17 protein-coding genes are annotated in these 26,029 nt (G+C 41.1%); 7 read left to right on the plus strand and 10 right to left on the minus strand.

The window, feature by feature from the left end:
• Together PL11201_RS09960 and PL11201_RS27495 are read left to right on the plus strand one after the other, a co-directional pair.
• Positions 1-820, plus strand: an 820-nt coding sequence (locus PL11201_RS09960; RefSeq protein WP_159451525.1) for an ARC6/PARC6 family protein, incomplete at its 5' end; no start/stop codon positions are given.
• A gap of 241 nt (positions 821-1,061) precedes the next feature.
• Positions 1,062-3,452, plus strand: a complete 2,391-nt coding sequence (locus PL11201_RS27495; RefSeq protein WP_079678437.1) for a DUF4912 domain-containing protein — start codon at positions 1,062-1,064, stop codon at positions 3,450-3,452.
• Positions 3,453-3,521: 69 nt separating this feature from the next.
• On the opposite strand, the gene PL11201_RS09970 is transcribed toward PL11201_RS27495, so the two are convergent.
• The 3 genes from PL11201_RS09970 to tmk all read right to left on the minus strand — a co-directional run bounded on the left by PL11201_RS09970 (position 3,522) and on the right by tmk (position 7,511).
• Positions 3,522-5,762 (minus strand): FUSC family protein, encoded by a 2,241-nt coding sequence (locus PL11201_RS09970; protein WP_079678438.1) that lies wholly within the window; start codon positions 5,760-5,762, stop codon positions 3,522-3,524.
• Between the two features lie 126 nt (positions 5,763-5,888).
• Positions 5,889-6,851, minus strand: a complete 963-nt coding sequence (gene holB / locus PL11201_RS09975; protein WP_079678439.1) for a DNA polymerase III subunit delta' — start codon at positions 6,849-6,851, stop codon at positions 5,889-5,891.
• Positions 6,852-6,866: 15 nt separating this feature from the next.
• Positions 6,867-7,511: a dTMP kinase gene (gene tmk, locus PL11201_RS09980; protein WP_079678440.1), complete on the minus strand. Its 645-nt coding sequence runs from the start codon at positions 7,509-7,511 to the stop codon at positions 6,867-6,869.
• Between the two features lie 108 nt (positions 7,512-7,619).
• Between tmk and PL11201_RS09985 the strand changes: the two genes are divergently transcribed.
• Positions 7,620-7,967, plus strand: a complete 348-nt coding sequence (locus PL11201_RS09985; RefSeq protein WP_079678441.1) for a hypothetical protein — start codon at positions 7,620-7,622, stop codon at positions 7,965-7,967.
• A 31-nt stretch (positions 7,968-7,998) separates the two neighbouring features.
• Here PL11201_RS09985 and PL11201_RS09990 read toward each other — a convergent pair whose 3' ends face one another.
• From PL11201_RS09990 to PL11201_RS10000, 3 genes are all read right to left on the minus strand, one after another.
• On the minus strand, positions 7,999-8,598 hold the full coding sequence (locus PL11201_RS09990) for a PPC domain-containing protein (protein ID WP_079678442.1): 600 nt from the start codon (positions 8,596-8,598) through the stop codon (positions 7,999-8,001).
• A 68-nt stretch (positions 8,599-8,666) separates the two neighbouring features.
• Positions 8,667-10,157, minus strand: a complete 1,491-nt coding sequence (locus PL11201_RS09995; protein ID WP_079678443.1) for a trypsin-like peptidase domain-containing protein — start codon at positions 10,155-10,157, stop codon at positions 8,667-8,669.
• A 380-nt stretch (positions 10,158-10,537) separates the two neighbouring features.
• Positions 10,538-12,400, minus strand: coding sequence for a hybrid sensor histidine kinase/response regulator (locus tag PL11201_RS10000; RefSeq protein WP_079678444.1), 1,863 nt, complete (start codon positions 12,398-12,400; stop codon positions 10,538-10,540).
• A 151-nt stretch (positions 12,401-12,551) separates the two neighbouring features.
• Here PL11201_RS10000 and PL11201_RS10005 point away from each other — a divergent pair, with 151 nt between their 5' ends.
• Positions 12,552-13,829, plus strand: coding sequence for a CBS domain-containing protein (locus PL11201_RS10005; RefSeq protein WP_144017718.1), 1,278 nt, complete (start codon positions 12,552-12,554; stop codon positions 13,827-13,829).
• A 5-nt stretch (positions 13,830-13,834) separates the two neighbouring features.
• Here PL11201_RS10005 and sbcD read toward each other — a convergent pair whose 3' ends face one another.
• On the minus strand, positions 13,835-15,055 hold the full coding sequence (gene sbcD / locus PL11201_RS10010) for an exonuclease subunit SbcD (RefSeq protein WP_079678446.1): 1,221 nt from the start codon (positions 15,053-15,055) through the stop codon (positions 13,835-13,837).
• A gap of 68 nt (positions 15,056-15,123) precedes the next feature.
• Between sbcD and PL11201_RS10015 the strand changes: the two genes are divergently transcribed.
• Both PL11201_RS10015 and PL11201_RS26775 read left to right on the plus strand, forming a co-directional pair.
• On the plus strand, positions 15,124-15,663 hold the full coding sequence (locus PL11201_RS10015) for an HD domain-containing protein (protein ID WP_079678447.1): 540 nt from the start codon (positions 15,124-15,126) through the stop codon (positions 15,661-15,663).
• 81 nt (positions 15,664-15,744) lie between these two features.
• Positions 15,745-16,389 (plus strand): hypothetical protein, encoded by a 645-nt coding sequence (locus tag PL11201_RS26775; RefSeq protein ID WP_079678448.1) that lies wholly within the window; start codon positions 15,745-15,747, stop codon positions 16,387-16,389.
• Between the two features lie 25 nt (positions 16,390-16,414).
• Here PL11201_RS26775 and PL11201_RS10025 read toward each other — a convergent pair whose 3' ends face one another.
• On the minus strand, positions 16,415-17,392 hold the full coding sequence (locus PL11201_RS10025; RefSeq protein ID WP_079678449.1) for an Rpn family recombination-promoting nuclease/putative transposase: 978 nt from the start codon (positions 17,390-17,392) through the stop codon (positions 16,415-16,417).
• Positions 17,393-17,438: 46 nt separating this feature from the next.
• Positions 17,439-18,398 (minus strand): Rpn family recombination-promoting nuclease/putative transposase, encoded by a 960-nt coding sequence (locus tag PL11201_RS10030; RefSeq protein WP_079678450.1) that lies wholly within the window; start codon positions 18,396-18,398, stop codon positions 17,439-17,441.
• A 445-nt stretch (positions 18,399-18,843) separates the two neighbouring features.
• Here PL11201_RS10030 and PL11201_RS25950 point away from each other — a divergent pair, with 445 nt between their 5' ends.
• On the plus strand, positions 18,844-23,205 hold the full coding sequence (locus PL11201_RS25950; RefSeq protein WP_144017719.1) for a DUF4347 domain-containing protein: 4,362 nt from the start codon (positions 18,844-18,846) through the stop codon (positions 23,203-23,205).
• 135 nt (positions 23,206-23,340) lie between these two features.
• Here the strand turns inward: PL11201_RS25950 and PL11201_RS10075 are convergent, their stop codons facing one another.
• On the minus strand, positions 23,341-25,905 hold the full coding sequence (locus PL11201_RS10075) for an adenylate/guanylate cyclase domain-containing protein (protein WP_079678451.1): 2,565 nt from the start codon (positions 25,903-25,905) through the stop codon (positions 23,341-23,343).
• Positions 25,906-26,029 lie beyond the last annotated feature (124 nt).

Below are 26,029 nucleotides of genomic sequence, written 5' to 3' on the forward strand. Positions count from 1 at the left end.
ACCCCCCCCAGCCAGTGTGCGGACTGCGGTAGAACCGGGTTCTACCGCAACCTCCTTACAGGGAAGTCGCAAAATTCCTGAATCTTCCCGTCGCGGTTCGTCCGAAACTGCCCCCCAACCGCTTCCAGACCCGACCGCGTCAGCCCATGTCCCGCCAACTCCTTCCCCCAAAACCGCTTCTAGCTCTGCCAATAGTAGTAGCCTCCGTCGGATTCAACGGAAAAATGATTCCAGTCAATGGCGTCGGTTATTAATTCTGGGTCTGGGAGGGTTATTCGGACTGTGGTTGCTGTGGTTCTTACTCTCCCGGGTTTTGGGAGCCTTTGCCGATGTTTTAGGCTGGTCTGGGCCAACTTTGAAAGGGGAACAGGCGATGGTGCAGTTGAGCCAGCCTCCCTTACCCATTCCTGAACCAACACCCGTCACCGCCGAACCGGAAAAAATCACTCCAGAAGTGGCGGAAGCCAAACTGAATCAATGGTTATCGGCAAAATCCGCCGCCCTAGGGCCAGAGTATCGAGTTGAGGGTCTGCGGGAAATATTAGTTGATCCGGCCTTGGCCCGTTGGGTGGCTATGTCACAAAACATGAAACAAGAGGGTTCCTATCGCACTTACAAACACAACGTGAAAGTCAGTGAAGTCCAGATTGATCAGGCTAATCCTAACCAAGCTCTCGCAATCGCCAATGTTCAGGAACAAACCCAGTTTTTTAGTCGCGGTCAGGCCCAAAACACGGAGGATGCCTCTTTACAGATTCAGTATCGCTTGATTCGTAAGGATGGAGCTTGGCGGATTGAAGATTGGCAAGTGATTCGCTGATGGAAATATCCCTCTTTGATCCCCAAAGAGGTTTTTTTTACCTCCAAATGTCAGGGATTCATGACATAATGATCCCCATAATCCCGAAAACTGTGTATATTTACTCATCAATATTGATTTACCCCTTGACCAAACTTAATATTTTCTGCAATATGGTGAGTAATCAAGCGATCCCCATGATCCCGAAGAATTTCCACAGAGTTATCAATCTGCTGTTTAAGCCAATGGAGATCACTCTTTTATGTCAAAGGAACGCCCACCTTTAGAAACTATGACACTGCGGCAACTTCGCAAGGTAGCAAGTGAATATGGCATTTCTCGCTATAGTCGAATGCGTAAATCTCAGCTTTTAGAAGCTATCGAGGAAATCGAAAGTCAGAAGTTTGGAACCCCTAATCCATCTCGCGCATTGGAGGCACAAGAACAAGTGGAAGTTGCAAAGTTTTCTCTAGTCGGTCAGAACTATCAGATAGCTGATTCCCTATCCTCCGTGGATGAGGGTTTAGCTGACTTACCCGGTGGGTATGGTGAAAGCCAGATTGTGATGATGCCCCGAGATCCTGAATCGGCCTATACTTACTGGGACGTTTCTAACGAACAGAAGGAAATGTTTCGACGCCAAGGGGGACAACAGTTAGCCCTGCGGATTTATGATGTTACTGATATTGATTTGGACTCTCAAAGTCCCCATAGTATTCAAGAATATCCCTGTGATGAGTTGGCGCGGGAATGGTATTTACCGATTCCGGTCAGCGATCGAGATTATGTTGTTGAAATTGGTTATCGCTGTGTTGACGGTCGGTGGTTAGAATTAGCTCGTTCTGCGGCGACTCGGATTCCTCCGGTTTATCCCGCAGAATGGATTGACGATCAGTTTATTACCGTTTCTTGGGAAGAAGAATTACAGGGGAAAACCTTCTATGAGTTCCCTGTCCCCAAAAAATCCTATGTCCTTGCCGGGGTTCATAGCGATCTATTTGGGTTATCCAAGGAAACAGAAGCTAAACGGATTGCGGGTTCCCTCTTTGGTTCGATGCACCAAGTTGTTAAACCCGAAAAGGCTGTGAGTTCTTTTATTTTCCCCTCCGGCGTGGGAATTTGGGCTTCTGGAGTTGGTGAAGTTCAGTCTGGTGTCGGTTTGGGTTACACCACTTCCGGTGTTGGACAAACCCAGTCGGGTATTGGTATTGGTTACACTCAATCGGGTGTAGGTTACACCACTTCCGGTGTTGGACAAACCCAGTCGGGTATTGGTATTGGTTATACCCAGTCGGGTGTAGGTTATACGGAGTCTGGTGCTGGATTAGGTTATACCCAATCGGGTATTGGCCTGTCTGGTGTGGGTCTAGGTATTGGTTACACTCAATCCGGTATTGGTTACACTCAATCGGGTGTGGGTTATACGGAGTCAGGGGCGGGATTAGGTTATACCCAATCTGGTATTGGCCTGTCTGGTGTGGGTCTAGGTATTGGTTATACCCAATCTGGTATTGGTTATACTCAATCCGGTATCGGTTATACAGAGTCAGGGGCTGGATTAGGTTATACCCAATCGGGTATTGGTCTGTCTGGTGTGGGTCTGGGTATTGGTTATACCCAATCTGGTATTGGTTATACTCAATCGGGTGTGGGTTATACAGAGTCAGGGGCTGGATTAGGTTATACCCAGTCGGGTATGGGCCTGTCTGGTGTGGGTCTAGGTATTGGTTACACTCAATCCGGTATTGGTTACACTCAATCGGGTGTAGGTTATACGGAGTCAGGGGCGGGATTAGGTTATACCCAATCCGGTATTGGTTACACTCAATCGGGTGTAGGTTATACGGAGTCAGGGGCGGGATTGGCCTATACCCAGTCGGGTGTTGGCTATACTCAGTCGGGTGTTGGCTATACTCAATCGGGTGTTGGCTATACTCAATCGGGTGTTGGCTATACTCAATCGGGTGTTGGCTACACTCAATCGGGTGTAGGTTATACGGAGTCAGGGGCGGGATTGGGCTATACCCAGTCGGGTATTGGCTATACTCAATCGGGTGTGGGCTATACCCAATCCGGTATTGGTTACACTCAATCGGGTGTGGGTTATACGGAGTCAGGGGCGGGATTGGGCTATACCCAGTCGGGTGTTGGCTATACTCAATCGGGTGTGGGTTATACCCAATCCGGTATTGGCTACACTCAATCGGGTGTGGGTTATACGGAGTCAGGGGCGGGATTGGGCTATACTCAATCCGGTGTGGGTTATACTCAATCCGGTGTGGGTTATACAGAGTCCGGTGCCGGATTCGGCTATACAATGTCCGGGATGGGAATGTCTGGTATCGGGATGGGTGCTTCCATGCCTCCCATTCGCCCTCGGGAATTCTGGTTAGTAGCGGATGCTGAACTAATTGTCTATGGCGCGACCGAACCTAGTGCTAACTTAACCATTGGCGGACGTCCGATTAAACTGAACTCCGATGGTACATTCCGTTTACAGATGTCTTTCCAAGATGGTTTACTCGACTTCCCGATTTTCGCCGTAGCCGCCGATGGAGAACAAACCCGTTCTGTCCATCTCAAGTTTGTGCGTGAAACCCCGGAACGTCGGACTAATACGAAAGAAGAAGCGATACCCGAATGGATTCATTAATTTGAAATCAAACTGTTAACAATATAGTTTTCAGAAATTATGCCCCCTCGATCTGATGTGAGGGGTTTTTTATTGGTTTAAACGCACAACGGTAGAATCAATAGAGTTGAGGGAATTGAGCATTTGATTGAGTTCGATGCCTAAAATGGTATAATCTTTTAAAATTTGACGGGTAGGGGTATAGTCTTGATCGGTAGCAAATTCTTGCAGGCGAGTTACTTGTAAGGTTTGTAGGTGGGTTTGTATGGCTTGAATTGAAGGTTCAAAAGTGGGTAAGGCAGGCGGTAAAGTTCCGGTTAAAATAGAGCTAATTAGAGGGAGAAAAAATTGATTGACTTGTTCAACAAAATTCGCTAGTTCAGGATGGGGTTCAGTGCCGCTAAAATGCTCAAGTTGTGCGAATAAAACACTTACAGAACGACTAAATCGGTGTAAATAAATTAATAGTGCCATTTTCGGTTCAATATCCGTAGCCGAGGTATTCGGATCACTACTTAACTGTTGTAAGGCTGCTTGAGCATTAAAATAAGCTAAACGGGTTTTTTGTCGTTGTTTAATAATTAGGTTTAAATCATAGGGGACGGTTCCTAAATAAACCGATAAAACCGCATTAAAGTAATCTAAAGAGGCGGAAATTGCTTTCACTAATTTAACCGATAACTGTTCTTTTTCATTGGGTCTAAATAACAAAAATGCCCCCACAAAAGCTAAGGCTGCCCCCACACAAGTCCAGAGAAAACGAATCATTGCAACTTGCCAATCTCCCCCCTGTCTACTCATTTCTGTTCCAATGGCAAATATAGAGATGAAAAACACAGATAAACCATAATGAAAAGGAATTAAAGAAAATCCAATCACAATTGAACTTAAACTAATGGTTTGTAAAATTAATTGACTGGGAATCAGTAACCAAAAAATAGGGGTAATTATTGCGCCTAAAATTGTTCCTAACATCCGATGAAAAAATCGTTGAAAGGTATTGCCAAAACTAGGTTGTAAAACCACTAAAATAGTCATTGTTAACCAATTTCCTTGGGGAAGTTCTGCTATACTATAAATAGCTACCCCAATCGTGATCATGATACTTAACCGGAGTCCGTGACGAAAAAAGCTGGAGTCAAAGGTAAAATTATCTCGTAAAGGATCAAACCAAGATGGGGTTTTACTTCCTGATAATAATTCTGATTCTGCGGATAAAATTTTGTCTTTTGGGATACGATTAATCGATTGATTATTTTTGATTTGAATGACAGTAGATGCGGTAGAATCTAATTGAATAATAATGGTTTCTAAGGTAGAAATAATGCGTTCTATGACAACCAAAGCCGGATAATCTTCAGCATGATCGGCTATGGTTTTTTGTTGGAGTTGTTTTTGTTGGGCGATCGCTGTTACAATAGATTGTAAGTAATCTGTATTAACAGTAATCGATTTATTCCACAAAAGTTTGACTAAGTTTAGACAAAATAAAGCAATTTTTTCTAAGGCATCATTGACTAAAATACGGACGGTGACAAATTGAGGATCATGTTGATGAAGCTGGACTAATTCTATTACCGTAACAATGGATGTGATTAAATTATCCGCATCCTGAATTAAAATAATAGCTGATTCCCCTAACCTCGTATTTCCTAATCTTAATTTTCGGTCTAATGTCCAGGCTTGGCGGGCATTTTGTAGGGTTTCTCGTACTTGAATAACTTGTTTTAATTCTTGAGATTCAGATATATTCTTAGCTTGATTAATATATTTTGCAATAGCTTGATAACATTGACTAATTGATTTTTTTAAGGGAAGATAGGGATTTAATGGCCAAATACCCAAACACAATACCATTGTCCAAGTTCCAGCTATTAGACAAATAATCACTCTTTCACTGACAATTTCCCAACCTCCAGAGGGTAGATTTAGGGTAAATAAAGTAAACAAACCAATTACTATTCCCGACAAAACTCCTGGATGTCCATATAAACTGATATAGCCCACTAAAAATAAACTACAAAATGAAAATATGAGTTTGAGTAATAGAATATGTGAAACTAAGGTCGCCAAAGCAACAAATAAAGTGGAAACCAAAACTGTAAATAATAGAGAAATAGCCCGAGTCCAATAAAATCCCCCGGTATCACTCAACAGAAAAAATAAGCTATCCAGACCCACATAAAAACCAATATCAGAATGACCAGTTAATTTTCCAACGGCTAACGCAACAGATAGGGCAATAGTTAATCTCAAAGCCCTTGCTGATTTTAGATTTCCACTAGGTTTCAAGAGAAAACTAAATTGTGGATTTAAAAATGTTTTAGTCATAAGGAATTATATAGCAAGAGGGAATAGGGAATGGGCAATAGGTAAATACTTACTGTGAGCAGCTTTTAGCTTTCAAGAATGTCCTAATAGATGTGGCGACTGCTATATTGCCTATTTCTTATATTTTCAAAATCGACTCATTAATGTGCATTCCCAAACCAATCGAGGTTGAACATAACTTAATAAATATTGTCGAGTTTTTTCTAACTGTTTTAAGAAGGTTTGATCAATAATTCCGGTTTTTTGTTGATCTTGCCAATCACAATGTTGTAAATAATCAACTAACCAGAGTTGCGCTTCACTGTCCAAAGTTTGGCTAATTTCCTTTGCTAACTCTAAAGCCGATCTTAAATTAGAGGGAGGCTTTTTGACTTTATTTAAAAATTCTACAGGAATGGTTTGTAGTTGTTGCCAATGGGAAATGGCTTGTCCTGGGCTTCCTTGTGCCATGGCTAAAATTTCAGAATGAGATAGAATATCCTCAAAATTATGGCGTTTTAGGACTTGAATCATCCCTGTATCAGTTAACCGATAAAAGGGGATTTTAGCACAGCGAGAAACCAAGGTTGGTAATAAAGAATCAATGCCGGGTGCTATTAAAATAATTGTAGCTTTTCCAGGTTCTTCTAAGGTTTTCAAAAGTCCATTGGCGGCAGATTCCGGCATGGATTCCGCGTGTTCCACCACTACCATTAACCGAGGGGCTTCTAAGGGAGGACGACTCAAAAATTGACTAATTTCTCGAATTTGTTCAATCCGAATTTGAGGGGGGGCTTTCCGTTTGACTCCAGCTTCTGTGGCTTCCTTGGTAGAAAGTCGTTTTCCCTGATGTAAATAGGTGGGTTCTACCCATAAAATATCGGGGTGATTTTTCTGTTGAATTCGAGAGTGAATCTGTTTTTGATTAACTTGTTTATCGGAATTTTGGCAAAATAGAAATTCAATAAAACAGTTAGCAGTTAATGTCCGACCAATACCATCTACCCCGGCAAATAAATAGGCTGGAGCGATTCTATTTTGGGCTACAGCTTGGGTTAATAACTCAATGGCGGCTTGTTGTTCGATTAATTGGTCAAAAAAGGTATTCATTTTATTTTGATCACCTTAAATTGCGAATCCCCAGGCTGTTAATTTTTGAGTTAAAATTAATTGAATTGTTTCTGTGACTTGATCAAGATTTAACATCCCATTAATTGGTATAATTCGGTCTGGATGATATTCAGCTAATTGTTGAAACCCCTGTTGTACACGCCGATGAAATTCCAAATTAGCTTGTTCCATCCGATCCATTTTACCTCGATTTCGAGTTCTGGCGAGTCCGATTTCCACATCAATCTCTAACCATAGGGTTAAATCACTTTCTAACCCCTGAGTGGCAATTTGATTTAACTGATGAATTAAATTGAGATCTAAACCTCGACCATAGCCTTGATAGGCGATCGTTGAATCGGTGTAGCGATCGCACAAAATAATATTTCCCTGATCCAATAAAGGCTTGATAAATCCCTCAACGTGTTGGGCGCGGTCGGCAGCATACATTAATAATTCCGCCCGATTCTGGATGGGTTCCTCCCCCTGATATTCTAATAATAACCGTCTTAACTCCTGGCCTAATAGGGTGCCTCCGGGCTCCCTCGTGATGATCACAGGGGTATCTATCAGACCTTGTAACCACCCTTGGATACGTTGCATTTGAGTGGTTTTCCCCCCTCCTTCAACTCCTTCAAAAACAATTAATTTTCCCTGCATCTGTTAATTATCTGTTGGTCTTCAAAAGGTTATGCAAATATGATAAGGTCTGGAATGGATTATTCCCTTTGAAGTTCTAATTAATTTATTGCACATCTGGAGTTCCCTATGGCCCGCTACACTGGTTTTTTTGTTGTTAATGTTGGTCTCGAAGATCTCGTACCGATGATGATTGATATTTTAGAATCCTGTAACCTAGAAATCACCTATCAAACACCAAGTTCTATTATTGCCAGGGAAAATATTGGTCAAGTGAGCGTGAATCAATTAGTGATTGCTGAAATCGTTTTTGACACAGCCACTGCGATGATAGACGAAACTAAAATGACGGTTTTTATTAAAAATGAATCCCTACCCTTACAAAGCCATAATCACTGTCGAGAAATCTTTGAACAAATCAGCCAATTAATTATTGATAATCGCCATTGGGTACTATTAGAAAGTATTGCCTTGTAGTAGAGACGCACCCAGGGCACGTCTCCCTGATTTACTTGATTTTGAGCAAATATTTTCCTTTACCTTTACTATCATAAGCATTAACAATCACTCGATAGGTTCCGGTTTTGGGTAAAGTGATCGTAATTTCAGCATTGGAATTGGTTTGACTGATATCATCATGTTCTTGCAGTAATTCATTATCTGAATTAAACAGGGCAAGATAGGCGTCAAACTCAGAACTTTCTAATAAAATGGTGATTTGCTGACCTTCTTTTCCTTCAAAAGTGTATTCATCATACAAACTCTTATCAGATGCTAAAACTTGATCTCCTTCTTTGAGTTCACCTTGCTTTTCTAATAATAGAGGAGCAGATGCCGGAGGGGTAGGTTTTGGAGCGGGTTCAGGACTGGGTGGAGTTGTCGGTGAGGGTGTCGGGGGTTCAGGACTGGGGGTTGTGGTGGGGGCGGGGGTTTCCTGTGGTTCAGGACTAGCTGAGGGTTGAGGATTAGGGGTTTCTTGGGCGACGACTTTTTCAAGGACTAAACCCCTCAAGGGATAGGAATTAGAAACCTTTAGAACATCGAATAATGGGGTCTGAAGCAGAGCGAATACACCCATTGTTGTTGTCCAGATTAACATTGATTGCATAAAAACCTCAGTATAGTGGGGAATAGGGAATAGGGGGAAACTTCGGGGTAAGTGGAATTATGGGGTCGCTAACGGACAGTTAATAAATACTGACCTCGACCTGTTTTATCATAAGCATTGACCACCACTCTATACCGACCTGTGGCGGGTAAAGTCACCCGAATTTCTGCGTTTTTATCAGACTGACTGGCATCATCATTTTCAGCTATTAATTTTCCCTTGGGATCAAATAATGCCAAATAGGAATCAAAATCCTGACTTTCTGAGCGAATTAAAATAGACTGTCCCTGTTTTCCTTCAAAAGTATATTCATCATACAAACTGCCATCGGATGATAAAACAGAATCCTGATTTTCTAAGACTCCTGTTTCATTTAAAATAAGTTGACCGGTTCCCGAACTGGAGGAGGATTCTGTTGCTTTCAAGCGTAAACGATAGACTCCTGCCTCTCCTGCTTCATAGGAATTGACTAATAAAAGATAAGTTCCATCCGTTGGTAAAGTGGTAACAATTTTGGCGTTTTTCTCTCCTCCCCCATCATCATCTTGGGCTAACTCCTCTCCATCTTCTGTTAACAAAATTAAATAGGAATCCACCTCGTTACTACTCATTTCAATTGTTACCTGTTGACCCGCTTTTCCCTCAAAGGCATAAACATGATAAAAACTATTATCAACGGGTAAAACTTCATCCCCCTGTTTCAAAGTATCCGTAACTTCCGGGCCATTTAATTGAATCTGTTTGGCATTTTCCTTTTCAAACGCCGGGGTTTCCGCCGTCGGGGTGCGAGATGCCCGTCCCTCTTTCACCTCTTGCAAAAATGGCGGAACCCGGTCAACGGAAATGGCAAAACCAATACCAATATTGCCTCCGCCCTGACCCCGGGTAAAAATCGCCGTATTCACCCCAATTAATTCCCCAGCACTGTTGAGCAGGGGGCCACCGGAGTTTCCAGGATTAATTGCCGCATCGGTTTGAATTAAATTACGGTTTTGGTCTAAACGACTAACAATTCCTACGGTTAAGGTGTTTTGGAATTGGCCAAAGGGGTTACCAATGGCAAAAGCCCGTTGACCCACTTTCACCGAATTGGGACGGGCAATGGGAATGGTGGGTAAGTTTTGAATATTGTGAATTTTCAGCACGGCTAAATCAAGTCCGGGTTCTCCAAAGGCGATGACCTCCGCTTCTAACTTGCGGCCATCGGCCAGGGTGACGGTGACGGTACCTCCGCCGGATACCACATGGGCGTTGGTTAACACGAAACCATCGGAACTAATAATGGTTCCACTGCCATTGGTTTTTTTGGTATCAATGGAAACCACGGCGGGACTTGCCTTTTCATAGACTTTAATATTGGTTTCTTCTTCTGTTTTATCGGCTGCCAAAATTAGGGGAGAATCAAAGCCGTAATTAGAGATTAAATCCTTAGAAGGAAGGGAGGATGGGGGGACAGGAGAAATTGTTTTTGAGAGGTTGGCATTGGCAACCGGAACATGAATTAAGGCTCCAATGGTCAACAGTCCAAATGTTGTTAATCGCAAAGATAAAAAATTCATCAATTCAGTTCTACTAGATATCCCACCTAAAGTTTAATCAATTGAGAGGCTCTGGTGGCATCTCCAAGGGGAAGCGGGGCAGGTCTACCGCTTCAGTTGTAGATTTAATCAACAGTTTACCCAAAGGACACAAGAATTAATCCCTGGCTTTCCTCGCACCTCAACTTCTGATTTTAACGGTTGTTGGGGGAGAATGGGTAATCACCCCAGAATTCATTCGTTCATCAATTCACTCTCACACTACTAACTAATAACCAATAACTACTAACTAATAATTGCCAACTGCTAACTGTTAACTGATTTCCGGTACGGGCGGGTTCTTTTAGATCTTTGTTAATCACTTAAATCTCGATGAACCCGCCCCTACAAATAATTACTAACTAAACTAAATAACCCAATTTATTCAACAATTCATCGGGTTTAATGGGTTTGACTAAACAATCATAATTTTCTAAATTTTTATAAAGTTTAGATTCGGGACAGGAACTTTCATGGGTTAATGCTAGAATTTTAATCTTTTGGGTCTCGGGTTTATCCTGAAGTTGATTCAGAATTTCATAGCTGATTTGTCCGGCTAAATGGAGGTTAATAATCACAGCATCCGGTTGTAACAATTTAATTTGCTGCCCGGCGGTAAATCCTTCAATTAACCAAACCACTTGATATCCGGCTGCGGTTAATAAATCACAAATTAAAGTCGCTGTTTCTTCATCATTTTCAATTAAAACACACTTGCGATGGGGAAAATTAAGATAAACCGAAGGGAGGGAAGTTTTTAAGGGTGATGGGGCAATTTCATCCTGGGAGAGTTTAGAATTTAGGGGTAAAGATGGTAAATAGACGGTAAAGATAGAACCTACTCCCACCTGGGATTGAAATTGAATCACTCCTCCATGTAATTCTACTAATTGTTTAGTTAAAGCCAAACCTAAACCCGCGCCTCCATACTGACGGTCATAGCTCGAATTTAACTGTTGAAATTTCTCAAATAGCAGGGATTTTTGATCATCAGGAATACCGATTCCGGTATCTTTAACTTGCAAAATCACTGTATTCTGATCAACTCTGATTTTTAGGGTGACTTTTCCTCCATTTGGTGTAAACTTTATAGCATTTTCTAATAAACTAAATAAAATTTGTAGAATCCGGTTATAGTCTCCAGTAAACAAGTTGTGATTGGATTTAATTTGCGGCTCATTAATGAGTTCAATTTGACGGTTTTTAGCTTTTTCTTGGAAAGTTTTGATCACTTGATTAGCTAATTTTGATAAAGAAAATTCACTAATTTGGAGAACTGTTTTTCCAGCTTCTACTTGAGATAAATCCAAAATATCATTAATCAGTTCTAGTAATTTTTCTCCACTATCATGAATTGTTTTTAAATACCCCCGTTGCTTATCAGGGGACAGTTGCTTCTCGACTTGTTTTTCCCCCGAATAGCGTAATAAAGTGGCTGAAATTCCAATCACACAGGTTAAGGGCGTTCGCAATTCATGACTCATAGTCGCTAAAAATTGGTTTTTAGCTACGTTTGCAGATTGCGCCCCTAATAAGGCATCATGGAGGGCTTCGGTTCGTTCTAGGACTCGTTGTTCTAGGGTTTGTTTTTGTTGTTGAACTTGGGCATAAAGTTCGGCTTGATGAATTGCAATGGATAAATGTTGGGTAATTTGATTTAAAAACCTTTTTTCTATGGTTTTCCACTGACGTTGTTCTAAACATTGGTGAGCAATTAATAACCCCCATAGTTCCTGTTGAACCACAATCGGAAGCACTAATATTGATTGGACTTGAAATTGTTTTAAAAATTCAATAAAACAGGGGGAATTATTATAATTATCCTCAATATCAGAAACGGACTGAATAAAACCGTGATAATATTTATCCTGAAGATTACAGCCATACTTTAAACAATCTTGCTCCTCAGATGTATTTAAAACAGAAATAATTTGATCAGAAGAACGAGCTTCATAAGTTACTTTTCCAAAGAAACAGTCTAAATTTAATTTTTGAATAAAATCGGGCTGTTTTTCCTGGTCACAATCACTTGTATAATCCTCTAATTCTAATGGCTGTTTGATATTGAATTGATAAATTATCAATCTATCTACTAATAAAAATTGACGCAACTGTTCAACCGCCGTTGATAAAATTACCGATAAATCTAAACTCTGACGAATCTGAGTCGTAACTTGATTTAAGAGTCGCTCTTGTTGCAGTTGCTGATATAAAATATCGTCCACAGGCTTATAGAACCGTTACTCTAAAGAATAGGGGAGGAGGAAAAAAGCCGTAGCTATTAACGAGTTTGTGGCTGCTGAACTTGACAAAATAATCCAATGTGATCAATATGATCTTAGAATCACCCTTGTTTGCGCCAAACCGCTAAAGTGAATGAGCAGCCCATCTTCCATAACTTTTGATTCTACCTTAGCTTCTGTCCTTTCTCATGATTTTCGAGTCAGTTCTACTACTTTAGGAAAAGTTGTTGCTCAGAACTTCGCACAAAACCCTAATTTACCCGGAGTAATCGTCATGGATGAAACTCGTTTCTTAGGAATGATTTCACGAGCAAAGTTTCGAGAACAAATGAACACCCCACAGCGGGAAAATCTTTATTTTAACAGTCCTATTCGAGTGCTTCTTGACTATCTCAGAACTCCCCCTTTATTATTAGATCAGAATTCTAAAATAGCAGATGCTGTTAATAGTGCATTAAATCGATCTAAAGAATTAATTTATGAGCCGATTGTGATTGTTTCTGGACATACAATTTTTCGGATTATTGATGTGCAAGTGCTGTTATTAGCTCAAAATCAACTGTTAAATCATGCTCAGAATATTATTCGACAACAACAATCTCAAATTCGACAATCTTTTGATATTATCAAAAACGAAAAAAACAAAGTTAAAAAATGCAGTAAATATTATCAAAATAAACAAGAAATAATCAAGAAAAATTATGAGGATTTTTTAAAAGTCAAACAACAGGAAATTTTTGAAACCGCCAAAAAAATTACTGAGATTAATGAAGATTTTTTGCAAATTAGTCAGCTAGTTATTAAGGAAACAAACAAATCTTTTAATGAAATTGTTGTCAATACTAATTCCATTAATTCTAATACCGATTACATCCAAGAGATCAGCACGTCTATTGCTCATGATTTAGACTCGATGCACTCCGCTTGTAATTTAAGTAGTAAAATTCTCCAACAAATTCGTCATTTGGCTGTCAAAGGATCGATTGTCGCTTATCAATCCCAATCTACACCCCAAGGATTTAATCAAATTAATACAGAAATCAATCAAATGCTGAATCAAATTTTAAATATTAATCAGCAGATCAATAAGATGGCTAATCATTTTAAATTTCATGTTCATAAACTCCAAGATATTGCTCAAAATCAGTCTGGTATTTCTCGCTCGGTTTCCTTGCAGTTAGAACGAGTGGAAATGGTGATGAAGGAATTAAAACACCTCATTGGTAATTATAATCCTAATTTGATTGTTTTAATTGTAGAACAAGCTAAAGATATTAGTCCTGAGTTGACTCAATTTTTCGATTATACTCCTGGGAAAGAAATAAATTCAGACTCCAATAGTCAAAGTTTAATTAAGTTAATTGAACAAACTTTAAAACACCGGAATGATTCTCCCCCGCCTGAATCTTAATTCTATTATTCTCCCGCTAATAGCAGTTGAGCCGCTTCGATCATTTCGGTTTGAAGTCCTAGTAAATCTTCCCGACTGGTTAAATAGGTTTTCAGTGCATCCAGGGGATCAATACTACTTCCAGAATCCAATTCTGGCAAACGGGGTCGTGCTAATTGGCTAACTAATTCGGGTTTAATAGTGTAGCTATGGGCGGCACTCAAAAGCTGGTGTAATTCTGTATTATTAACGGAATCTAATTGGTCGGAACGCAGTTGATAAATTAACCTAACAACTGCGTCTTGGATGTGATTTTTTTCAATCACTTTAATTAAGGTTTGGAGAGGATCATCAGATTTAGAAATATCTACTTTAATCGTACAAAAAGATCGCACAGGTAACGCACAGAATTGCCATTTAACTTGACCTTTTTCGACTTCAACTAAAACAAATCCTTTGTCTTCTTTTTCTTCACTAAAATCCACTCGCTCAATACTTCCCGGATAAATAACAGGGGGATCATTAGTCCGATTCAGATTTTGATGTTTATGGACATGACCTAGGGCAACATAATCAAAACAAGAGCGGGTTAACAAGGACAGGGGAATATTAAATCCTTTACCAACAGCCAAAAACCGTTCCGCTCCTAAATTGGCTTTATCTGCCATCAAATGCCCTAATAAAATAGTGGGTGATTCGGGGTCTAACTGCCGAATTTCTCCCTCTAAAACGACGGTTAAACGCTCAATTAAGAGTTGATTTACTGCTTCTAAAGAGAGTCCTTCGGTTTCAGGACGAGTTAATAAAGTTGACCGAGTTAACCAAGGTAAAGTAATAACTTGAATTGCGCCGTTGCGGGTTGGAATGGTATGGGTTGCTAAACTATCCCCAACTACAAAACCGGGAACTCCTAAAGTTCGATAAATCCCTAAACTGGCTCCTCCTTGTCCCTGGGAATGTTGATCGTGATTTCCTACTAATAAAACCGTGGGAATTTCTGCATCGACTAACCGTCGAAATTGAGCGGCAAAAGCCTGTTTAACATAGGGGGCGGGAGTCGCGTCAGGAAAGGCATCTCCGCCAAATAAGACTAAATCCACGGGTTCTGCGATCGCTCGATCAATACAACGCCCCAAGGTGGCGGTAAAGTCCTCTAAGCGAGTATTTAAGCCAGTTTCAGGATTGATTTGTCCATGGGAAAAACCACTTCCCAAATGAATATCCGAAAGATGCAATATTTTAATCATTACTGAGTTTACTAAAGTTTATTAATTATAGTATAATTAGTATGTTGGCAAACAATTAAGGAAAAGTGATGGCAATTCAAGAACGTATTCCTTTGTTGGAACAAATCCTTGATCAGTGGCAAGGGACGATAGGAAGTCAATATCAACCCTATAAAAACCATGTCTATCGAGTGGTTAATTTTTGCCTAATACTACATCAATCTACGCAAGATGATCAGGAAAAGTTCGTGATTGCTGGTTGTTTTCATGATATTGGAATATGGACAGATAATACGGTCGATTATTTGGAGCCTTCTATAGAGGTAGCTAAAAAATATTTGCAGGATAATGGCAAAGAACAGTGGTCAAAGGAAATTGAGTTGATGATCGATCAACACCATAAAATTAGAAGATATCCAGATAGTAAATATCCTTTAGTTGAAGTATTTAGAAAAGCGGACTGGATTGATGTATCAATGGGGATAAGATCATTTGATCTATCAAAGAATGATATTCAAAAAGTCTTAGATACATTTCCCAACCTGGGATTTCATAAAAATCTGCTAAATCTTGGAAAGACAGAATTATTAGCCCATCGGCGAAATCCTTTACCCATGATCAAATGGTAGGGTGAAAATGATTCAATTGCTTTCCTAGTCTCAACTTCTCTGGCTCCTAGCCCCTTGAATTTAATACTTAATACAAATAATATGTTTAATAAAAAGCAATGGCCGGAACTCGTCGAATTAATTTTTATTATTGCGGCAATTATCGGTTCCTTTGGTCTGCTCACCGGACAATCAATCACCTATGCAGCGATTCCGGGTGCCTTCGCCCTGGGATTAAATTGGCTCAATCGTCAATTATTAGCCCAACAAATTCGGAAAAATAGTGCGACAAATAAAAGTTTAACTCAGCAACATCAAGCTGATTTAGATCAACTCATGGATCAGTTACAGAAAACTATCTCTACTTTGAATATATCTTCGGGACTGGCAATTAATCCCAATCCTCAATTAGCTCAAGAATTGCAATCTTTAATGGCGGTGATTCAAAATCTTTTAGAACGTCAAAATCTATTAGAAAAAACATTAAGCATGATGCAATCGGAGTTAGAAATTGTTGTGCAAGCGTTCCAAAAACGGCCGGAGTTAGACCAGATTAATAGTTTAACCCATGTGATTGTGGATCTGCAACAATTTATTAATCAATTACCCCAATGGGGAAATTTACAACAACATCAAATGAATGAACTACATCAAAAGGTGGAACAATCTTTGGAAAAACTATCGACAGAAATAGACAATATTCCGAATCAAATTGAACAAGAAGTTAAACGACAGGTTAATCTCTAATAAATTAACCTGATCTCACTCATGTTCAATTAGGGCAATTAGTTTCTAGCCAACTAGATAAATCAGCTATACTAGAAAAGTCAAAAATAGCTTCAGCTAAAGCTGATAACTGCTCTGAAGATAGCTGTGATAAACTATCTTCTATTGATTGATTTAGTTCACCTAATTGCCGTTTTAATAGGCGTTTAATCAGATTTATTTTACCCCTTTGTTCACCCCTTTGTTCACCCCTTTGTTCACCTCTTTGTTCACCAATTTGTTCACCAATTTGTATCCCTTCAGCCAGCCCTTGAGCCTTACCCAACTCAATAGCACCTATTCTTTCCCGTTCAAACTGTTCCCGCTTCTCCAAATCATCTATTTCCTCTAAACTTAAGTTTACCCGATCGGCGATCGCAAAAGCCTTCTCAATTTCTGGTATAATTAACATAGATTCTGGCACTACTTCTAAATCTGGTGCTTTGCGTAAAAAATAAAGCCATTTATCCGTAATAGTTGTTAATTCTTCCAGAGTTTTAGTGAATTTAGGTAACTCCACAAATACTAATTTTAACGGACTATGTTGATAATTCAGCAGTAACTCATCTTCCTTCAGCGTAAATTGTGAAATGACTTTATTGTGTTCATTAAACATAATAAAATCCGTCACAGCTACACCAATAGCTGCTCTCAATTCTGGATAAACTTCCCCTAATTTTAGTTGATTTACATACATTTTTGCTGTGTTATAAAGAATCCTTTTGCCAAAAGCTGGGACATTAAACGCCTGCATTTCAATTAACACATTTTCGCCGTTATTCAGTTGAGCCTTAACATCAAAATAAGTTGTTTTCAAACCAGAAATTCTGCCGGGGGCGTAGGGATCAATAATTTCTAAAGAAGTGATAAAAGTCTCACCTTGATAGACGATCGCATTCAGGAAACTAATTAAAATATCTTGACTTTGATCGGAGCCAAATATTTTTTTAAAGGCGTAGTCTGTTTTGGGGTTAATAAATTTCATGGTGTTAGTGGAAATAATATAAATAGGGAATTAGGCATCGCCTCAGTTATGTTAAACTAGGGCAATTAGTTTCTAGCCAACTGGATAAATCAGCTATACTAGAAAAGTCAAAAATAGCTTCAGCTAAAGCTGATAATTGCTCTGATGATAGCTGTGATAAACTATCTTCTATTGCTTGATTTAGTTCCCCTAATTGCCGTTGCAATAGGCGTTTAATCAGATTTATTTGACCAATTTGAATACCTTCAGCCCGTCCTTCAGTTCGCCCTTCAGTTCGCCCTTCAGCCCGAGCTTCAGCCTTACTCAACTCAATAACACCTATTCTTTCCCGTTCAAACTGTTCCCGCTTCTCCAAATCATCTATTTCCTCTAAACTTAAGTTTACCCGATCGGCGATCGCAAAAGCCTTCTCAATTTCTGGTATAATTAACATAGATTCTGGCACTACTTCTAAATCTGGTGCTTTGCGTAAAAAATAAAGCCATTTATCCGTAATAGTTGTTAATTCTTCCAGAGTTTTAGTGAATTTAGGTAACTCCACAAATACTAATTTTAACGGACTATGTTGATAATTCAGCAGTAACTCATCTTCCTTCAGCGTAAATTGTGAAATGACTTTATTGTGTTCATTAAACATAATAAAATCCGTCACCGCTACACCAATTGCTGCTCTCAATTCTGGATAAACTTCCCCTAATTTTAGCTGATTAACATACATTTTTGCTGTGTTATAAAGAATCCTTTTGCCAAAAGCTGGGACATTAAACGCCTGCATTTCAATTAACACATTTTCGCCGTTATTCAGTTGAGCCTTAACATCAAAATAAGTTGTTTTCAAACCAGAAATTCTGCCGGGGGCGTAGGGATCGATAATTTCTAAAGAAGTGATGAAAGTCTCACCCTGATAGACGATAGCATTCAGGAAACTAATTAAAATATCTTGACTTTGATCCGAACCAAAGATTTTTTTAAAGGCGTAGTCTGTTTTGGGGTTAATAAATTTCATGGTGTCACCTGGAAAATAATATAGTACAGATCAACGCAGATGGTTATTTATATTTACTTTTTTTGACTATAACACAAACACATAAAACCAATAAGATCATAAACCCCCGCCCCGGCCACGTCAAATCGCTGCGACTTTTTTGATGATTTCTGTAAAATACCCCAGAGAAATGTAAAGAGTTTGTAAATGATCAGCTAAGTACCTACACAAAATTATTTGCACATCCGATTTCTGGTTTTCTATGTGTTTCAAGGGCTTCAAGTTAACCCAATGTGTAATTAATTTTGTTTACCTACTTAACTCATTGACAACCGAAAGGAACGCTGCTACGTTGTTGAAATAAATTGTCATCTGTCCCGAGGTAGAAATACCAACTCATAACTCAAGTCCGGCCACAGAGCCAGACTGACTCAACAATAAAGCATTCTACAGGAAGCAAAAACCAATGGGTACTCTACCTCAAATTCATCGCACCTCCAAAAAAAATTTTTTGAATTGGGATTTTTGCTTTAGCAAAAATCCCAATTCCATCGTCATCATTGACCCCACAGTATCCGATAGTCAACACATAGTCCAAGGCATCAAACCAGGCACGGCCACCTACATCCTCGAAAGCCAGCCTGATGCTATAGAGCAAATCACCTCACTCCTAGCTCAACATACAGGCATCGAAGCCCTACACATCATCTCCCACGGTAGCCCCGGCTGCCTCTACCTGGGCAACAGCACCCTAGAATTGGGCAACCTAGAAAAATATCGCTCCCAAATCCAAGAATGGGGTATCGCCCATCTCTATATATATGGATGTAACGTAGCCGCCGGAGACGCGGGTACGGAATTTATCGAGAAGTTACACCAAATTACCGGGGCGAATATTGCCGCCAGTAATACCCTCACCGGGAATAGTGATTTAGGCGGTAACTGGGAATTAGAGGTAAAATTAGGTGAGATAGCGCCACCTACCGTCCTCACATCAGACCTGCAATTAGCTTATCAAGGAGTATTAGGTGCGGGGGACTTAGACACCACCTTTAATACCACAGGGAAAGTGACCACTGATTTTGGCTTTAGCGACGTGGGTTCTGCCGTGACCATTGATAGTAATGGCAAAATCCTGGTGGCGGGGACTTCTAACTTTGACTTCGCCCTAGCACGATACAACATTAACGGCACCCTTGATACCAGTTTTAATGGCACAGGGAAAGTGACCACCAACATCAATAGTATCGACAGTGCCAATGCCATAACCATTAGTAATGGCAAAATCCTGGTGGCGGGAAGTTCTAACTTTGACTTTGCCCTAGCACGATACAACAGTGACGGCTCCCTTGATACCACTTTTGGGACTGGGGGAAAAGTGACTACTGATGTTTTGGGCCTTCTTTATGGCGACAGTGCCAATGCCATAACCATTGATGGTAGTGGCAAAATCCTGGTGGCGGGGTATGCTTACAATGGTATCAACAATGACTTTGCCCTAGCACGATACAACAGTGACGGCACCCTTGATACCAGTTTTGGGACTGGGGGGAAAGTGACTACCAACATCAATGGTCTCGACAGTGCCTCTGCCGTGAGTATTGATGGTAATGGCAAAATCGTGGTGGCGGGGTCTACTGGCATTACTAACACCACCAATGACTTTGCCCTAGCACGATACGACAATACCGGCGCCCTTGATACCACTTTTGGGACTGGGGGGAAAGTGGTTACTTTTATCAGCATTACCAACGACCTTATCAATACCATGACTATTGATGGTAATGGCAAAATCCTGGTGGCGGGGCAAGCTAGCAATGGTACCAACAATGACTTTGCCCTAGCACGATACGACAATACCGGCACCCTTGATACCAGTTTTAATGGCACAGGCGAAGTGCTCACTGATTTCAACGCTGCCAACGACCGTGCCAATGGCATAACCATTGATGGTAATGGCAAAATCGTGGTGACGGGGGCTGCTTTGAATGGTACCAACAGTAACTTTGCCCTAGCACGATACGACAATACCGGCACCCTTGATACCAGTTTTAATACCACAGGCAAAGTGACCACTGATTTCAACGGTGCTGCCGACAATGGCGCTAAGGTCGCCATTGATAGTAATGGCAGAATCGTGGTAGCGGGGTATGCTAACAATGGTACCAACAATGACTTTGCCCTCGCCCGTTATGGTACTCCTGATATTGCCGTCACCACACCCGCCGTCTCCGCCGCCACAGTCGGCCCCAGTAATACCAATAAGTTGCTATACCAAGTCAACTTAGCTATCACCGAAGTTAACGCCAACCTCACAGGTTTAACCCTAACTACAGGCGGGACTTATCAAGCCACTGATGTCTCCAACTTCAAATTATGGTATTCGGCTGATAGCACCTTTGATGCAGCAACAGATACCCCACTATCAAGCCAAGCACCCGTAGCAACAGGCGGTAGTCTAGCATTCACTGGGTTAAATCAAGCTATTACCAGAAGCACCACTGGTTATTTATTCGTAACTACTGATATCTCAGCATCGCCTACCAATGCTGATACCATCAATTTAGCAGCACCCACCTTAAGCAATATCACCTTTGATAGTGGTGTGAAAACCGGGACACCCGCAGCTAGTAATAGTTTAACCATTGATGCTTTAGCACCAGCCATACCAGTTATTACCACTACCCCCACCACAACCAACAAAACCACTCCCACTCTGACTGGGACTGCGGAAGCTAATAGTACAATTAATATTTTGCAAGGTACAACTTCCCTAGGTACAGCCACAGCAGATGCTTCCGGTAACTGGAGTATTACCACCACCACCGCCTTAACTCAAGGTGCTAACTCCTTAACAGCCACAGCTACAGATACCGCAGGTAATATTTCTGCTGCTTCCAGTCCAGTTATCATCACCTTAGATACCGTAGCTCCCACCGTCCCAACTATCACCACCACTGGTACAACTAATAGTCCCACTCTTACCGGAACTGCGGAAATTGGTAGTACAGTTAATATCTTACAAGGTACAACTTCCCTAGGTACAGCCACAGCAGATGCTTCCGGTAACTGGAGTATTACCACCACCACCGCCTTAACTCAAGGTGCTAACTCCTTAACAGCCACAGCTACAGATACCGCAGGTAATATTTCTACCGCTTCCAGTCCAGTTATCATCACCTTAGATACCGTAGCACCCGCCGTCCCAACTATCACCACTACCCCCACCACAACCAACAAAACCACTCCCACTCTGACTGGGACTGCGGAAATTGGTAGTACAGTTAATATTTTACAAGGTACAACTACAGTAGGTACTGCGACTACCGATGCTTCCGGTAACTGGAGTCTTACCACCACAGCTTTAACTCCAGGTGCTAACTCCTTAACAGCCACAGCCACAGATACCGCCGGAAATACATCTACCGCTTCCAGTCCAGTTATCATCACCGTAGATACCATAGCTCCCACACCGAGTCCTACAGTAGCTCCCACACCGAGTCCTACGGTAGCTCCCACACCGAGTCCTACAGTAGCTCCCACACCGAGTCCTACGGTAGCTCCCACACCCCAACCTACGGTTACTCCCACACCCCAACCTACGGTTACTCCCACACCCCAACCTACGGTTACTCCCACACCAGAACCTACGGTTACTCCCACACCAGAACCTACGGTTACTCCCACACCAGAACCTACGGTTACTCCCACACCAGAACCTAAACCAACTCCCACACCCAAACCTACGGTTACTCCCACACCCCAACCTACGGTAACGCCCACACCAGAACCTACGGTAACTCCCACACCCCAACCTACGGTAACTCCCACACCCCAACCTACGGTAACGTCCACACCCCAACCTACAGTAGCTCCTACACCCCAACCTACGACCGTATTTGATCCCACGAATTTTATTGTCGGGCTCAAGTTAAACACAACCAAACCCAGTGGAAAAGCCAAACAGGGGACAAGTGATGATGACCTAATATTCGGCACAGATGAGAATAACTCGATTAACTCAGGTGCGGGAAATGATCAGGTGTACGGGTACAAAGGCAATGATTACCTCGATCTCGGTAGCGGAGATGACATCGCTCATGGAGGTAAAGAAGATGATTATATTATTGGTAGTGAGGGCAACGACCTCATTTCTGGAGATGAAAGCAAAGACATCCTAATCGGAGATGACGGTAATGACATCCTCTTAGGCGGTCAAAACGATGACTTTTTACAAGGAGGCAATGGTGATGACCTGCTGTTTGGCGGTAAAAATGATGACTCCCTCCAAGGCGGTGACGGTAAGGACATCCTATTCGGAGATGTGGGCAACGATATCTTAGAAGGCAATGGAGGTGATGACCTGCTCTTGGGTGGAGAAGACCAAGACACTATGTCTGGTGGTGCAGATAATGACAGCCTCTACGGCGGTCAAGCCAATGACCTTGTAGATGGAAATGAAGGCAATGATATCCTATTGGGAGATTTAGGAGATGATACCCTCGATGGTGGTGAGGGTAACGATATCTTAACCGGAGGTCAGGGTAATGACTGGTTAATCGGAGCCTCTGGCGATGATACCCTAACAGGTGGTGCGGGTAATGACCGCTTCTATCTGGCCAGTAGTTTTGGGAATGAGCTAATTACCGACTTTACTAAAGGAGAGGATATTATCGCCTTAACCGGAGGTCTAACTTTTGAACAGTTAGAAATTACCTCTTCTAACGGCTCGACTCTGATTAAAATCGCCAGTAGTCAACAACAGTTGGCTCAACTGCTTGGAGTCGATAGTAGCTTGATAGGTAAGAGTAATTTTGTTCTAGGATAACAGTCATTATTGTAGAGACGTGCCACGGCGCGTCTCTAATACTGATCTTTCCTGATACAGCCTAATACCATTTCCGAAAATTCATGCTACAGTAGCCCAATTAAGAAATCAATATAAAATCAATTGGGTTAAAATTTATTTGGTTGTCATTGTATAAACACCATCCCATTCTTCAGGAACAGAAGTTTGTAAATATTGTTGCGATCGCACTAAATGAATTTGTACCGCCCGATCATCAGGACGCATTTTTTTCGCTTCTTCAAAAATCCGAATTGCTTGTTTAAAATCTTTCGCTAAATAAGCGATTCTCCCTTGATTAAAACAATCTAAAAACTCTTGTACCTGGTCATCTAAAGCAATCGAACGATTGCCAATTAACTCATAAATACTCACCGCCTGATTCTTGCCTTTCACCCGCACTCGATCCAATTCCCGCACCCAAATTTTATCTTGACATAAATGATAAGTCATCTCACTAATAATAATATCACAACCATATTGTTTAGTAATTTGTTCTAAGCGAGAACTTAAATTTACCCCATCCCCAATAACGGTATAATCCATGCGTTTTTGTGAACCAATATTTCCCGATACCACTTCCCCCGAACTCATGCCAATACCAATTCTAATTTGCGGTTCATCGGGTCGCATTTGATTAAATTCCTTCAGGCGGCGACGCATATCTAAAGCCGATTTTACCGCCATCCAAGCATGATTATCCCGCAGAGGAAGGGGAGCCCCAAATACCGCCATTAAGGCATCCCCAATGAATTTATCTAAAGTACCTTCATGGGAAAAAACCGCTTCTACCATGGTTTCAAAATATTGGTTTAATAACGCCACCACATCGGAGGCTTCTAAATTTTCTGTTAAGGTTGTATAACCCCGAATATCGGAAAATAAAATCGTCACTTCTTTACGTTCTCCCACCATTAAAACATCTTCTCCCAAAGCCATAACCTGTTCGGCAACCCCCGGAGTCATATAGCGATACATGGTGGTTTTCATCCGTTTTTCCCGACTAATATCTTCTAAAACCACTAACCCCCCCCTAACTCCACCTTCGGGGTTAGTCAGGGGATTAACGGTTAAATTAATACTGCGCTCGATTGGTCGAACTTGCTGTTTAGGATAGGTTATAGTGTTGGGTTGTGGGTCTGTGGGTTCTCCCCAGGGATGATAAATTTCCGAATTGGAGTGATCGGGAATGCCTAAAATATAGGTAGTTTGGATGACATCTCCTTGAGTTTCTTCCTGTTTAATTAAACCGACGGTTAAACTTTGTTCAGGAACATAGTGACGGGCGGCATGGCGGAGACTATCTTCCAAACGGAATCTTAAATTGTCAATTGGTAGGACTTCCCAAACATAACGTCCGGCTAATTTTTCCTCCCAATATTGACGAATGGAGCGATCGCCAACTTGTGGTTTCGGACAGCCCAATAATTCCAAAGCCGCATCATTAATCGTCACAATTTTTCCTTGTAAATCCGTAGAAATTACCACATCAGAAAGACTTTGTAAAATATCTTTCTGATATTGCTTTTCCACCATGACATTTTCAAATAACTGAGCATTTTGTAAGGCAATTCCTGCCTGAGCATTAAACGCCCTCAAAAATTCTTCATCGGAATTAGTAAAACTCCCTTTATTCTTATTAATTAACTGAGTCACCCCAATTAATTCCCCCGCCGCATTAAACACTGGCATACATAAAATATTTCGGGTTTGATAACCAGTTCTGCGGTCAGTGTTGGGGTCAAATCGAGGATCACAATAGGCATCGGGAATATTCAAAACTTGACCCGTTGAAGCCACATATCCGGCAATCCCACGATTAGCAGGAATCCGAATTTCTATCATTTTTGAACCATCGGCATTTGCTACTTTTGTCCATAATTCTTGAGTTTCTTTTTGTAATAAAAATAAGGTACTGCGATCAGCTTGCATTAAATCCCGTGCCTGTTCCATCACCGCTTGTAACGTTGTTTCTAAATCCAAACTTTGCCCTAAAGTTGTTGTTGCTTTTAATAAAGCGGCGACTCCCCGTTGATTTCGGGCGGCAACAAAAAACGATTGACAACTTTCTAAAATAATCCCAATCGAATCGGCAAAAGCTCTAAATTGTTGTTCATCTTCTTCGGTGAATTCTGCATCTTCAGCTTTATTTAACAACCGTACCACCGCCACGGATTCTTCTGGATTTTGGCTACTAAAAATTGGCATACACAGAATGGTGCGGGCATAATATCCGGGGGGTTCATCCACATCCACATCAAATAATTCACAGTTATGAGCATCGGTGACATTCATGCCTTTACCCGTGCGGGCAACATAACCTAAAATTCCCGAATTCATTGGTAAACGGATTTCTTTTGCTAGTCCAGTTTCTTCCTGAATTTTCGTATACCAGAGTTGATTTTTTTCACGATTTACTAAAAAAATTGTCGTGCGATCAGCTTGCAGAATTTGCCCAATTTTGAGGGTAAAGGCATCGAGCAATTGTTCTAATAGAGTTTCGATTCCTTCATTATTAATCAGATCAATTGCCCGGAGAAATTGCTGAAATTCTGCGGTAATAAAATCTAAAATGCAAATAAACTCCCCAATTGGCAGATGTTTAACACGCGCCGCCAATAGGCCCATACGATCCACTTGTGTCAGCGTAGCTAAGATGCTACCAGCATTAGAAAAAGTCATGGGAAGGGGATAGTTTGGGTGAGGGATTTGAAATGAAAAACTTTGATTAGAGAACGTTAAGTAGCTTGAATAGAATAAAACCTTCCCAACTAGGACATATTAATATATTGACTAGATAATAACA

The organism is Planktothrix sp. PCC 11201, assembly GCF_900009135.1.
In the GTDB taxonomy this organism is placed as follows: Bacteria; Cyanobacteriota; Cyanobacteriia; order Cyanobacteriales; family Microcoleaceae; genus Planktothrix.

What these genes read in the sequence shown, in the direction of transcription:
- PL11201_RS10075 (WP_079678451.1), bottom strand. Translation starts at nt 25,905, where the DNA reads ATGACTTTTTCTAATGCTGGTAGCATCTTAGCTACGCTGACACAAGTG.
- PL11201_RS10005 (WP_144017718.1), top strand. Translation starts at nt 12,552, where the DNA reads ATGAGCAGCCCATCTTCCATAACTTTTGATTCTACCTTAGCTTCTGTC.
- PL11201_RS10025 (WP_079678449.1), bottom strand. Translation starts at nt 17,392, where the DNA reads ATGAAATTTATTAACCCCAAAACAGACTACGCCTTTAAAAAAATATTT.
- PL11201_RS09970 (WP_079678438.1), bottom strand. Translation starts at nt 5,762, where the DNA reads ATGACTAAAACATTTTTAAATCCACAATTTAGTTTTCTCTTGAAACCT.
- PL11201_RS27495 (WP_079678437.1), top strand. Translation starts at nt 1,062, where the DNA reads ATGTCAAAGGAACGCCCACCTTTAGAAACTATGACACTGCGGCAACTT.
- holB (WP_079678439.1), bottom strand. Translation starts at nt 6,851, where the DNA reads ATGAATACCTTTTTTGACCAATTAATCGAACAACAAGCCGCCATTGAG.
- PL11201_RS26775 (WP_079678448.1), top strand. Translation starts at nt 15,745, where the DNA reads ATGTTTAATAAAAAGCAATGGCCGGAACTCGTCGAATTAATTTTTATT.
- PL11201_RS09990 (WP_079678442.1), bottom strand. Translation starts at nt 8,598, where the DNA reads ATGCAATCAATGTTAATCTGGACAACAACAATGGGTGTATTCGCTCTG.
- PL11201_RS25950 (WP_144017719.1), top strand. Translation starts at nt 18,844, where the DNA reads ATGGGTACTCTACCTCAAATTCATCGCACCTCCAAAAAAAATTTTTTG.
- PL11201_RS09995 (WP_079678443.1), bottom strand. Translation starts at nt 10,157, where the DNA reads ATGAATTTTTTATCTTTGCGATTAACAACATTTGGACTGTTGACCATT.
- PL11201_RS10030 (WP_079678450.1), bottom strand. Translation starts at nt 18,398, where the DNA reads ATGAAATTTATTAACCCCAAAACAGACTACGCCTTTAAAAAAATCTTT.
- PL11201_RS10015 (WP_079678447.1), top strand. Translation starts at nt 15,124, where the DNA reads ATGGCAATTCAAGAACGTATTCCTTTGTTGGAACAAATCCTTGATCAG.
- PL11201_RS09985 (WP_079678441.1), top strand. Translation starts at nt 7,620, where the DNA reads ATGGCCCGCTACACTGGTTTTTTTGTTGTTAATGTTGGTCTCGAAGAT.
- sbcD (WP_079678446.1), bottom strand. Translation starts at nt 15,055, where the DNA reads ATGATTAAAATATTGCATCTTTCGGATATTCATTTGGGAAGTGGTTTT.
- tmk (WP_079678440.1), bottom strand. Translation starts at nt 7,511, where the DNA reads ATGCAGGGAAAATTAATTGTTTTTGAAGGAGTTGAAGGAGGGGGGAAA.